This is a genomic window from Psychrobacter piechaudii, assembly GCF_900162825.1.
Classification (GTDB): domain Bacteria; phylum Pseudomonadota; class Gammaproteobacteria; order Pseudomonadales; family Moraxellaceae; genus Psychrobacter; species Psychrobacter piechaudii.
Map to the genome: position 1 here is coordinate 1 of NZ_FUGE01000238.1, position 12,769 is coordinate 12,769.

A 12,769-nucleotide genomic window follows, 5' to 3' on the forward strand; every position below is an offset into this window, starting at 1 on the left:
AGTTCCACACGAAGTTTACTGAACCGCTTAGACGATTCAGCTCTTTTATGTGTTTGTCTTTAATGCGTAGCTTGAGTGTTTTCATATGCTTAGTATGGCGAGGTTAATTTTAACTTACAACCCTTTAACGACTTCTTACGACAGTGTGTGTCGCCTTATATCCACCCCCCTGAAGTGGGTGGTTTTACGGCGACTGGTGATAAAAAGCCAGCTTGAAGCTGGCTTTTTTATATTTAATAGTCTTTAATTAATTTGTAGTCTTTAATTTGTGAGAGTTGTTTATGGTTAATAGGTTAAGGTCAAAAAGCTTTAAAGTACTTTCTAGCTTTTTTAATAACCAAATCTTAATTAGATAACTGCATTATTGCGTAGGATAATTAGCAGTAAAATGACCACCATGGCTAATAACACTCTGTGTAATAGAGTCGAGTCAAACAAGCTTGTTATAGTGCCATTAGAGTCTTGTACCACATTATAGCTGCCAGGCTGTGAGTCATAGCTTTGATTAATATTATCAAAATTCTGCATGGTCTCTAGAAAATACTCCATGAACCATTCCGACCACTCTAAAGGCTTAAAGGGTATAAACTTTCGTAACTCAGGAGACTTGGCTTGAAGAGAATCTTTAAGCCATAGCCTATCATCTAGGTTAAGACTACGCATACGCCAATCATCAAAACTATAGTGTTCAATAGGCTTAAGCAACTTTACTTTAATTTTACTATGTCTGTCATCCTGGAAAATATTATCCATCAGTGGCAGTAGTGCTTGCTTAGTCCCTTCAAGACACTGTAAAAAATAGGTCTGGTTATTACAAAGCATCCCTTTGATATTGTTTTTTTGGTTATAGTCCTCTGCATGACTACGGATATGTTCGAACAGTGAGGGATCTAATTTACTTTTTTTGCTAATATTGCTGACATAGACCAATCTAATTAAGGCCTCATCCTCGAAATCATCTAAGGCTTTTTTTAAGTGGTTATAACTTGAAATAATCATTTGATAGAACTCCGCTATGACTCACTGACAAAAATTGTGACTGCTAGCTTGGCGATGGTAATTGAATTAATAATAGGCAGATAAATAACTTCGTTAGAAACTATAGTAATGTAGTTAAATCACTTAAAAGCTTGATATTATAATCAATTGTAAAGATTTATATTTAAGAATTAATTGACTAATACGTTCATTTAAACACTGTAGGTTTACAATATCTCCTCTTTTAAATGTATTGAGCGCTTTATAATTACAAAAAACAGGGTAAAAAATTTTATGCAAGTATATATTGTTGGTGGCGCAGTGCGCGATAAGCTGCTTAACCGAGCTTACACAGATAAAGACTTCGTGATGGTTGGGGCTACTCCTGAACAGATGTTACAAGCGGGCTTTATACAAGTGGGTGAAGATTTCCCAGTTTTTTTACATCCTAAGACCAAAGAAGAGTACGCTTTAGCCCGTACTGAACGTAAATCAGGTAAAGGCTATAAAGGCTTTGAGGTATATGCCTCACCCGAAGTGACTATTGAAGAAGACTTATTGCGTCGTGATTTGACAATCAACGCTATGGCAATAGAAGTCAGAGGATTGATGGATGATACTCCAATCACTGGAGAAGTCATTGACCCTTATAATGGTCAACAAGACATCAAAGACAAAGTCTTGCGCCATGTCTCTGAAGCTTTTAGTGAAGACCCACTAAGGGTATTAAGAATTGCTCGTTTTTATGGTAGATTTTATGACCCTAATATTGAGCACAACTTTATTATTGCGCCTGAAACGATTGTCTTGATTGGGAACATAAATGACAGCAACGAGCTTAAACATTTAACCGCTGAGCGAGTGTGGCAGGAGACCAGCCGGGCTCTATTGCAAAAATCACCTCAAGCTTATATCGACTGTCTAATGAATGTAGGCTCCCTACCCTATGTCATGCCTAAATTGGCTCAGGCGTTGGCCATTGAGCCTCTTAAAGACTTGGTATTTAATGCTTTGCAGGTAGCAGGACAGCAGAACCTTACCTTAGCTCAACGCTGGACTATTTTAATGCTAGCCTTCTCAGCAGAGACTATGACACAACTGACAAATCCGGATGAGTTAACACAGGATATTGATAGTATTAATAGTCTTGATACTAATACTAAAAACTTGGAAAGTTGCCAGTCTTGGCTTAACCAATCAAAAGCTTTGGCACAGTTATTAAAAGTACCAAAGAAAATTACCCAATTCACTCAGGCCTATATCACTTGTTTTCCATATTTAACTCACTACGCTCAGCTTAGCGCAGAGGATATTGCCAAGCTTATTACCATTACCAAAGCGGATAAAAGCGAGGTTGAATTTGGTGAGCTGTTACAGGTACATAAGCTGGTTGAGTTGAGCTATCAGCAGCTTCAATTTAGCAAGTATGTTCAAGCCTTTAAGGCCATCACTATTAATGAAGTAGATGACAGTTTGAAAGGTAGCGCCATTGGTGAGGCCATACATGAAGCTAGAGTGAAGGCGATTGCTCAACTAAAATAAAAAAACTGCCATAAATTAGCGGGTTACGCTTGCAAATTTATAATTTTCAGGTAATATAATGCGTCTAATAAAGCTGATTAAACAGCTTGTTATCAGGGCTCATAGCTCAGTTGGTTAGAGCAGAGGACTCATAATCCTTTGGTCGCTGGTTCGAGTCCAGCTGGGCCCACCATATTTTAATTCAAGGCTTACCGTCATATTCGGTAGGCCTTTTTTTATGGACGTTTGAGGGGTTTAGTGAACACCCCAAACCATAGCAGGCATTATAGAATGTTGGTATTATACCAATTCCACAAAATAATATACAATATAACCAACTCAACAACATAATAGAATCATATGCCGAAAAAGACCCCTAGAAATCATTTGACCCCTGCCGTCAAATCCGTACACTTAAACTTGGGAGATTTTAGTTACGCAGCCTGACGGTAGAAATCAACCCAAACCTGTCTTGGCGATCTCATACCTAAATCTTGCTGAATCCTCGTTTGGTTGTAATCTAACTCAATATATTTGATGATACTGTTAATAGCCTCAAATCGAGTTCTATAATTATGATGATATACCAACTCATTCTTTAAGACGCCCCAGAAGCTCTCTATTGGCGCGTTATCATAACAGTTGCCATTAGCACTCATAGATCCTTTCAAACCGTGTTTACTGATGATTGTGCGATAATCATCGCTACAGTACTGACTACCTCTATCTGAATGCACAATAAGACCTTGGCTAGGTCGTTTATCCTTGATTGCTTTATTTAAGGCTCTACAGACTAAATCTGCTTTCATGCGTTTATCGATAGCGTAGCCAACCAATTCTTTGGTATACAAGTCTTTAACACCTGCCAAATAAAGCCAACCCTCATCTGTCCAAATATAGGTTATATCACTGACCCATGCACAATTAGGACGATTGACGCCAAATTGTTGTTTAAGCAAATTAGGATAGATTCGCTTGTTATGGTCTGAGTCCGTTGTCACTTTAAAGCGCTTATGACGTCTACATTTGATGTCATGTTCTTCCTTGATACTACGTACCATATACTTGCTGACATCGTGCCCTTGTTCACTTAAGTGTGCGTGTAGACGCTGATAACCATATCGCTCTTTAGTCTCACTGTGAGCAGCTTTAACAAGTAGCTCACAGTGATTACGATGTATTTGCTGAGTACTGATATCACGCTTCGTCCAGTCATAGTAGCTTGATGGTTTGATATCAAGGATTTTACACATGCTGGTAATGCTAAATTCATATTTGTGATGGTCAATAAAGGCGTACCTTACTGACCGTTCCTTGCAAAGTACGCCGTGGCCCCACTCGAGCCTAGCTCTCGTCTTGCGTCGGGGCGAAGCAGTGCTTCGCTTCATCCCTCCTCATTTAATATTTCACGCTCTTCTTGTGCAATCTTTAACTCTCGCTTTAAACGCTTATTCTCTTCAATAACGGCCATTAATTCAGAATCAAACTGTTTAGTACCTTTGAGCTTACCTTGATTAGCTTTCCGTTGCCAATTAGCTAGCGTTTGCATTGGTAGCCCTAACTGCCTTGCTGTGGCACTGACATTGCCACCATTATTTTCTATTGCTTTGACCGCTTCTGCTTTAAATTCTTCACTATATCTCTTAACTTTCTTAGTCATGGTAAACTCCTATTTGTCTTCTTTAGTTTACCAAGCTTTTGTCTACGGTTTTTTCAGCATACATCACTTGCCAAAATTTGAGCCATAGATATCCTGTTAGGCGTAGTCAAAATTACAGCACTGTTATAACCATACTTACTTAAAATACTTTTGATATCACCGTACTTACCACTACCGAAATACACGTTATGTGGTAGCGCTTCATATATAAAAGCGTCCATAGTTATATCCATCCTCTAACAGAGTAACTAATACATAAATAGCCTACTTCTTCATCTTGTACTTTTATAAGGTATTAATATACCTCAGTTAAAATAAAAGTCTCACCTTTACGGTGAGACCTTTATAGAGGCATACCTATTAACCTTAAGATGCTTCTATGGCTTCAATTACTTGCTTATTAGACTCGACTGCTGAATTTAGGTTAACCAACATAATAGAAACAGCAGCAATTACTCCAGGAACAGCGATTGCTAAGAAGTTCATTGCATGAGGTAATTCTAAGGTTAGTAAAGCACCCGTTAAAACAGGACCTACAATCGCACCTATACGCCCAATACCAGAAGCCCAGCCCATAGCCGTAGAACGAACTGTGGTTGGGTAGTACTGCGCCACAAATGTATACAATAAAATCTGCGAGCCAATAGTAGTAGCCCCTGCAATTGCAATCAGTGTATATAGCACAGCCTGAGGACTGTTATACCCTAATAAAATTAATGCAACAGCACCACAAGAAAACATTATTGTTAATACAGGCTTAATATGGAAACGATCAGCTAAAGCACCACCACCAATAGCACCAATCATTCCACCAATATTCAAAGCAAATAAGAAGATCATACTTGCTCCAAGCGAGTAACCTGCTTGAATCATAAGCTTTGGTAGCCAGCTAGCTAGCGCATATACCATTAGTAAGCACATAAAGAAGGCAACCCAAAACATTACCGTACTAAATCCACGATTTCTTAGAAACAGAGCTCGAATAGGAGCATCATCCCCTTTAATAGGTTCATCTAAGGTTAAAGTACTAGTAGGTAAAATTGAAGTATTAGGTGACAGCTTCTGTAATACTACTTTAGCCTCATCAGTACGACCTGCTTTAGTCAAAAACATTAATGACTCTGGTAACATAACCCATATAATTGGTAGTAGTAGCATTGGTATCCCAGCGATATAAAACATGATCTCCCAACCATAATCTGCTACCAACCATGCTCCCAAAATAGCTGACATCATACCTCCAATTGCATAACCACTAAACATAATGGCTACCAACGTACTACGCATACGCTTGGGTGCATACTCAGAAGTAAGTGCAACACAAATCGGCATGACACCCCCTATTCCAAGACCAGCAACGAATCTTAATAAAGCAAATTGGGTAGGGCTATCTGCAAAAGCGCCCATGAAAGTAAAACCACTAAATAAAGAAACACAAATCATAATCGTTTTCTTTCTGCCCAATTTGTCAGAAAGTGTGCCAAATATCATTGCACCGAACATCATGCCAAACAAAGCAGCACTTGCAAGCATTCCAGCTTGAATTGCTGTTAAAGACCACTCTTCCATTAATAACGGTAAAGCAACCCCATAAATAATCAGATCGTAACCGTCAAAGATAATAATTAATAAGCACCAAAATAACACCTTAAAATGAAATGGTGTAAATTTAGCTTCGTCGACTATACGATTCACGTTGAGTGTTGAAGAGTCCATTCTTAGCTCCAAATGATGATAATATGCCAAAATACTAAGCTTTTTATTTCAAAAATTAGTATCTAGCTCCTTTTTACCACTTACTATCTATAGAGTTAGCAAGTTGCAGATATACTTTCCATAAACGTGATGTTCTCATGCTATATATAGGTAAGTAATTTTTAAAAACTGCTGGAGTGTTCAAAAAATTCACTTAAGTCCTAGAAACGGTGTTGTTATCACTGACTTCTTTAGACGTTTTAAGATTTAATATATGATAGGCAGTCATCCCTATAGCGACTCCCCAAAAAACTGAACTGATTCCTAAAAACTGCATTCCAGATGCAGTCGCTAAAAAGGTAATTAATGCAGCATCTTTTTGAGTTTCCTGACTCATTGAAATAGAAACATTACTGCTAATAGCTCCCAGCAAGGCAAGGCCTGCAAGTGCAGCAACTAGTTCGTCAGGTAATAAGCTAAATAAAGCCACTATACTGCCTGCAAACATGCCTCCTAAGATATAAAAAATCCCATTAGACACCCCGGCAATATACCGCTTATCTTTTGATTCATGAGCATCCTTACTGGTGCAAAGAGAAGCTGTTATAGCTGCAAGTACTATGGTTATTCCTCCCACTATTGATACGGCTAGGGAAGCTAAACTAGTTACCGAAATAATTGGCTTTGCTTCAGTGTCATATCCATTTAGGTGTAGTATTGACATACCCGGCAGAAACTGGCCTGTCAAGCTAACTATCACAAGTGGAACAGCAAGGTTAAAGACAGCACTCCAAGTCCACTCTGGGGCAATAAAAATAGGTACAGTTAATGCTAGATCTACATCTACTTGATTAACTTTACCTAAGAGTAAGCTTAGCGATACTCCGCATAACAATACCCATAGCATCGTATATCTAGGAGAGAATCTCTTAGCAAGCAAATAGATTAAGAACATACTTAACACTATAAATGGCATGCTATCTGTAGCTAAAAATAGCCCTATGCCAAACTGGAATAGAATTCCTGCCATCATCCCAGCAGCAATACCTTTTGGTATTAACTTCAAAAGCTTATCGAAAGAGCCTGATATTCCTACTAGAAATATTGCTACCGCAGAAATAATGTATCCAGCAACCGCTTCGTTTAGGCTCATACTTGGGAATAAGGTAACCAGTAGAGCTGTACCTGGAGCAGACCAAGCAGTTATGATTGGAGCTTTATATTTTATAGATAAGAAAATTCCTGAAATGGCTGCTCCTATAGAGACTCCCCATATCCAAGAGGCCATCATAGAGCTTGAAACGCCAGCCTGCTGGGCTGCCTGGAAGAAAATAATTAAGGGCCCAGCAAAAGAGATAAGAACAGCTAAAAAACCTGAAACAGTGGCTGAAACTGACCAATCCTCCTTTAAGTCCTGCCACAAACTTGCCATTTTGCCTCCTTGCAAAATTAAATGGTTTAAGCTTCCCTGCTCAACCTAAGTATTATTAATATCTAGTCAATCTAGCAAAAACTGCTTAACTAATTGCGTAAACCCATCTGCAGATTCAATGTTAGCTATATGAGATGCTGAAATTGTTTTAATGACTGCGTTAGTCCCTATCTTATCTCCTAGCCACTTCGCGTCATCAACAGTAGTAACAGGATCAAGCTCTCCACCTACAACTAAGGTCGGAACTGTTATTTTTGATACATCTTCACGTAAATCAGCATCTGCTAAAGCCTCACAACATCGGGCATATCCCTCAGCACTCCCTGCTTTCATCTTAGCGATGAAGCTATTAACGACGGCAGGATTCGAGTTAATAAAATCGGTACTAAACCATCGCCCAGGGGCAGAGTCTGCTAAATCACTTAGACCTTGCTCGCGTACTTGCTCTGCTCTGGTGTCCCAAGCTTCCTTGTTTCCAATTCTAGCAGCGGTATTACTGACTACTATTTTATTAAATCGATCTGGTGCATTTATCCCAAGCCACTGACCCGTCATACCACCCATTGAAATACCACAAAAACTCGCCTTATCCACATTAAGAAAATCTAATATGGTAACGACGTCTTGACCTAAATCATCGATTGCCCATCGATTACTACCTGTACTGCTAGAATCGCCATGGCCTCTAGTGTCATAACAAATAATAAAAAACTTTGACTTAAGTGCCTCAACTTGAGGTTGCCACATCGATAAATTAGTACCTAATGAATTTGAGAATATTAAGGCTGGATTACTTGAATCTCCATAAGCCTGGACATTCAACTCAACACCATCATGACTGGTTACTTTGTAGTTGGTCATTACTTTAATTCCTTAGTAAATTTATAATTATTAGACTCTTTCAATAATTATTGCGATGCCTTGCCCAACACCAATACACATGGTGCACAGGGCATACCGCCCACCCGTTCGAATCAACTCATACATTGCTGTAGTTACAAGACGAGCTCCCGAAGCACCCAGGGGATGTCCCAAGGCGATAGCTCCCCCATTAGGATTGACACGAGGATCATCATCATCTAATCCTAAATCTCTCATAACAGCTAAACCTTGAGACGCAAAAGCTTCATTGAGCTCTATCACATCCATTTGCTCAAGAGTTAAGCCTGCTATTTCTAATACTTTTTTCGTTGCAGGTGCTGGAGCAAACCCCATAATTCTAGGCTCCACCCCTGCTGTTGCCATAGCAACTATTCTTGCTTTTGGTACAAGACCATTTTTTTCAGCCGCCTCTTTTGAAGCAATTAATAAAGCACACGCACCATCATTTACCCCAGAAGCATTTCCTGCCGTAATAGTACCATCGGCTTTAACAAATGGTTTTAGTTTGCTTAAAGCTTCAATTGTCGTAGAAGGACGAGGGTGTTCATCGGCGGTAATTACTAAATCCTCACCTTTACGCTGAGGTACTGTAACGGAAGTGATTTCAATATCTAGAAAGCCAGCATCTATTGCTCTAGCTGCTCTCTGCTGGCTCAGTAGTGCAAACTTATCCTGATCCTCTCTACTGATATTGAATTGTTCTGCAACATTTTCAGCCGTTTGCGGCATACTATCAACCCCATACATTTTCTCCATTTTAGGGTTAATGAACCGCCAGCCGATCGTTGTATCTTCAACTTTATTATCTCTACTAAAAGCTGCTGTCGCTTTAGGCATGACAAAGGGTGAGCGCGACATACTCTCCACACCCCCTGCTATTAAAAGTTCTTGTTCACCTGACTTAATAGCTCGAGCGGCTATACCAATACTATCCATACCAGAGCCACAAAGCCTATTAATTGTATTACCCGTTACTTCAACAGGTAGACCAGCTAACAAGCCTGACATACGTGCAATATTTCTATTATCCTCCCCTGCTTGGTTAGCGCAGCCGTAAATGACATCATCAACACTAACCCAGTTAACTTGTGGATTGCGCTTGAGAAGTGCTTTAATCGGAATTGCACCTAAATCATCAGTTCGAATGCTGGATAAACTTCCTCCATATCTACCAAAAGGAGTACGGATTGCATCACAGATATAAGCATCGGTGAGTGTAGTATTGAGGCGTAACTGAGTCATATGAACATCCCTGTTTGAACCATAGTTAACTGTAGAATTACTTAGTGATATGTTTAGGTATTACCCTAACTTAATAGGTGCTTCAGTCATGGCTTGAAGATCATCAATGGTCATACCCTCTACCATATCAATGACTTTTAATCCATCGGGGGTCACATCAATAGTGGCATATTCGGTGTAAATACGATCAATACATTTTAACCCAGTAACTGGAAAGGTTAGATTTTTGACAATTTTAGGGTCACCCTTTCTAGTTTGATGAGTCATCATTACATATACTTTTTTAGCACCTACTGCTAAATCCATCGCCCCACCAACTGCAGGAATAGCTCCCTTTTTACCAGTACTCCAGTTTGCTAAATCACCATTTTCAGCTACTTGGTAAGCACCCAACACACATAAATCAATATGCCCACCACGCATCATTGCAAATGAGTCTGCATGATGAAAGTAGCTGCCTCCACGCAGTAAAGTGACATACTGCTTTCCTGCATTAATTAAGTCTTCATCTTCTTCAATTTCAATAGGAGCAGGCCCCATACCCAATAGCCCATTTTCACTATGTAAGAAGAAGTCTTTATCTGTGGGTAAGAAGTTTGCAATTTGTGTGGGTTGTCCGATTCCTAAGTTCACATACCAACCTTCAGGTATATCCTTAGCGATAGCTTTAGCCATCTCTTCTTGGCTTCTGGCAGTAAAACTCATTTAATAACTCCTTTTATTAACTTTGTGCCGACTAAGTCTAACAAGCGTGTGTACAAGTTATACCTTGCTCTATTAATATTTCGTTGGGCTACACCTCAACAACATGCTGTACAAATATACCTGGTGTAATAATATGTTCTGGGTCAAGGTCACCCAATAAAACGGTTTCATTAACTTGTGCGATTGTTAAATCAGCAGCCATCGCCATAATTGGACCAAAATTTCTTCCAGTTTTACGATAAACTAAATTTCCCCAACGATCTCCTTTATACGCTTTGATTAAGGCCACATTCGCTTTTAATGGATATTCGAGCACATAATTCTTACCATCTATCTCTCTGGTTTCTTTATCTTCAGCCAATAAAGTCCCATAGCCTGTAGGTGTAAAAATTGCACCCAATCCTGAACCTGCAGCTTGTATACGGCAAGCAAGATTGCCCTGCGGCACTAGCTCTAGCTCAATTTTTCCCGCAAGGTATAGCTCATCAAAAACATATGAGTCACTTTGTCTAGGAAATGAACAAATCATCTTATCCACTTGACCCGCCTTTAGTAGCGCCGCTAAACCATGGTAGCCATTTCCTGCATTATTACTAATAATAGTTAAGTTTTTAGCCCCATGCTCTATAAGAGCGTCAATTAATTGAGAGGGCTGACCTGCATTACCGAAGCCACCAATCATGACTGTATCGCCATCTTTAATATGACTAATCGCTTGCTGTAAACTTTGTGAGGTTTTATCAATCATCACTAAATCCCTTTATCATATAAAATATTTAGCAGAATCAGGCACCCATACCCTTATCCCCGCCACCTACTGGAAGAATTGTTCCTGTAATATAACTAGCCTCATCTGAAGCTAGAAACAATATTGCATTAACTTGTTCTTCTATAGTTCCATAGCGCTTCATCAAAGTTGAATCAATAGTTTGATCGACTATTTGCTGATACCAAACTTTTTCATCCTCGGTCATTGGATTACTATTTCTTGGGATTTTCCTAGGTGGAGCTTCTGTACCCCCGGTTGCAATAGCATTAACTCTAATGTTTTCAGATGCATGTTCCATTGCAAGACTCACAGTGATAGCATTAACACCACCTTTTGCTGCAGAGTATGGAATTCTGTTAACTCCCCGTGTTGCAATAGAAGATATATTAACTATACTCCCACCACCTTGAGATATCATTTGAGGTAAAACTGCTCTACAGCCCCATAAAGTTGGATACAAAGACCGATTTATTTCTTTAATAATCTCATCCTCTTGATATTGTTCAAAAGGCTTAGCCCATATAGTTCCACCGACATTATGAATGGCAACATCTACTCGACCAAAGTGCTCTACTGCCTTGTCAACAACACTCTTAGCCCCACCAAACGACTCTAAGTCAGATGTAACTACTAAGACTTGACTCCCATTAGACTCAAGTTCATTTGCTACTTGATAGACCAACTCACTACGATCCGCCAGTACCATCATGCCCCCTTCCTTAGCTATAGCACGAGCAACGCCTTCACCGATACCTTGAGCTGCACCCGTAACAATGCAAACTTTGCCTTCAAATCTATTGTTATTCATTTTTTAGCCTATAACTTGAGTCTAATATGGGTTATAAAGTTAATTATCTTATTGCTCACTTGGTGTAAATTTTTCGTAATAGAAGTTAGCAGGCTTAATTCCTTGATTATCAAGCCATCCACTGACGGCATCCACCATTGGCATAGGGCCACATAGATACACGTCTAAGTCACCATTGTTTAGCCAACTATCTTCAATATGCGAAGTCACATAACCTTTACGCTCATGTGAGCTACTCTCATTAACAACACAGGTCCTATAATCAAACCAACTATGGCTATCTTTGACTTTATCTAGCATTTCAACTTCTACTAAATCTTCATCATTAGTAACACCATAAATAAGATTTACAGGATGATGTGCGCCTGATACCTCTAAGCTCTTTAACATTGATAGAAAAGGAGCTATTCCAGTTCCTCCTGCTAAAAATAGAGTAGGACGAATCACAGGCCTCAAATAAAAACTTCCAAATGGTCCTACAAAGCTCATATCCTGACCTGGCTCAGCCACTTCTGATAAGAAAGAGCTCATCTTTCCACCCGGTATATTTCTAACTACAAACTCCGCATTCTCGCTATTAGGTACTGAGCTAAAAGAATAAGATCTTGTTTCATTTGTTCCAGGTATCGTCACATTGACATACTGGCCTGGAAGAAAAACCATGTCCTGTGGGTTGTTTACTTTTATAGAAAAGTGAATAGTTGAGTCAGATAGTTTATTTATCTCACTTAAACTACCTCCAAAATCAGACTTATTAACTTTACAAGCCTCTGAAGAGCTTGGCACTTGAATAACACAGTCTGACTCTGGAATCATTTGACAGGTAAGAACATATCCTTCATCGGCTTCTTCCTGCGTCAAAGCTTCATCAATATACATATCTGGATGCATATCATACTCACCAGATTCACAATGACAGCGGCAAGTTCCACAGGCGCCATCAAGACAGTCTACTGGCAAGTTAAATTTTTGACGATAGGCTGCCTCAGCAACTGTTTCATCATCCCCACACTTGATAAAACCAGTAACGCCATCTTCAAATTGCAATGCAATGTTGTATTCCATGACTAAACTCCT

General features: G+C 39.4%; 10 protein-coding genes, 1 tRNA gene and 2 pseudogenes. 2 read left to right on the forward strand and 11 right to left on the reverse strand.

Annotated features, from left to right (window positions below; genetic code table 11):
• Together A1019T_RS13790 and A1019T_RS12075 are read right to left on the reverse strand one after the other, a co-directional pair.
• Nucleotides 1–85 (reverse strand): annotated as a pseudogene (locus tag A1019T_RS13790) (transposase); the annotation flags it as partial.
• A gap of 263 nt (nucleotides 86–348) precedes the next feature.
• Nucleotides 349–999 (reverse strand): BLUF domain-containing protein, encoded by a 651-nt coding sequence (locus tag A1019T_RS12075; protein WP_077451898.1) that lies wholly within the window; start codon nucleotides 997–999, stop codon nucleotides 349–351.
• Nucleotides 1,000–1,272: 273 nt separating this feature from the next.
• Between A1019T_RS12075 and A1019T_RS12080 the strand changes: the two genes are divergently transcribed.
• Both A1019T_RS12080 and A1019T_RS12085 read left to right on the forward strand, forming a co-directional pair.
• A complete protein-coding gene (locus A1019T_RS12080; protein WP_077451900.1) occupies nucleotides 1,273–2,520 on the forward strand; it encodes a tRNA nucleotidyltransferase/poly(A) polymerase-related protein in 1,248 nt (415 codons plus the stop codon).
• Nucleotides 2,521–2,615: 95 nt separating this feature from the next.
• Nucleotides 2,616–2,692, forward strand: a tRNA-Ile gene (locus A1019T_RS12085).
• 241 nt (nucleotides 2,693–2,933) lie between these two features.
• Here A1019T_RS12085 and A1019T_RS12090 read toward each other — a convergent pair.
• From A1019T_RS12090 to benC, 9 genes and pseudogenes are all read right to left on the reverse strand, one after another.
• Nucleotides 2,934–4,159: pseudogene (locus A1019T_RS12090) on the reverse strand (IS3 family transposase).
• Between the two features lie 366 nt (nucleotides 4,160–4,525).
• Complete coding sequence (locus A1019T_RS12095; protein WP_077451904.1) at nucleotides 4,526–5,875, reverse strand: MFS transporter; 1,350 nt, start codon at nucleotides 5,873–5,875, stop codon at nucleotides 4,526–4,528.
• 193 nt (nucleotides 5,876–6,068) lie between these two features.
• Nucleotides 6,069–7,286, reverse strand: coding sequence for a benzoate/H(+) symporter BenE (gene benE, locus A1019T_RS12100; protein WP_077451906.1), 1,218 nt, complete (start codon nucleotides 7,284–7,286; stop codon nucleotides 6,069–6,071).
• A 66-nt stretch (nucleotides 7,287–7,352) separates the two neighbouring features.
• Nucleotides 7,353–8,147: a 3-oxoadipate enol-lactonase gene (gene pcaD / locus A1019T_RS12105; RefSeq protein WP_077451908.1), complete on the reverse strand. Its 795-nt coding sequence runs from the start codon at nucleotides 8,145–8,147 to the stop codon at nucleotides 7,353–7,355.
• A gap of 30 nt (nucleotides 8,148–8,177) precedes the next feature.
• Nucleotides 8,178–9,410 carry a 3-oxoadipyl-CoA thiolase gene (pcaF, locus tag A1019T_RS12110; protein ID WP_077451910.1) on the reverse strand — a complete coding sequence of 411 codons (1,233 nt, stop codon included), beginning with the start codon at nucleotides 9,408–9,410 and terminating at the stop codon, nucleotides 8,178–8,180.
• Between the two features lie 60 nt (nucleotides 9,411–9,470).
• The gene (locus tag A1019T_RS12115; protein WP_077451912.1) at nucleotides 9,471–10,115 is read right to left on the reverse strand and encodes a 3-oxoacid CoA-transferase subunit B; all 645 of its coding nucleotides are present in this window, start codon (nucleotides 10,113–10,115) and stop codon (nucleotides 9,471–9,473) included.
• Nucleotides 10,116–10,203: 88 nt separating this feature from the next.
• Complete coding sequence (locus A1019T_RS12120) at nucleotides 10,204–10,863, reverse strand: 3-oxoacid CoA-transferase subunit A (protein WP_077451914.1); 660 nt, start codon at nucleotides 10,861–10,863, stop codon at nucleotides 10,204–10,206.
• A 37-nt stretch (nucleotides 10,864–10,900) separates the two neighbouring features.
• Nucleotides 10,901–11,692 carry a 1,6-dihydroxycyclohexa-2,4-diene-1-carboxylate dehydrogenase gene (locus A1019T_RS12125; RefSeq protein ID WP_077451916.1) on the reverse strand — a complete coding sequence of 264 codons (792 nt, stop codon included), beginning with the start codon at nucleotides 11,690–11,692 and terminating at the stop codon, nucleotides 10,901–10,903.
• 48 nt (nucleotides 11,693–11,740) lie between these two features.
• Nucleotides 11,741–12,757: a benzoate 1,2-dioxygenase electron transfer component BenC gene (gene benC, locus A1019T_RS12130; RefSeq protein ID WP_077451917.1), complete on the reverse strand. Its 1,017-nt coding sequence runs from the start codon at nucleotides 12,755–12,757 to the stop codon at nucleotides 11,741–11,743.
• Between the last annotated feature and the right edge of the window lie 12 nt (nucleotides 12,758–12,769).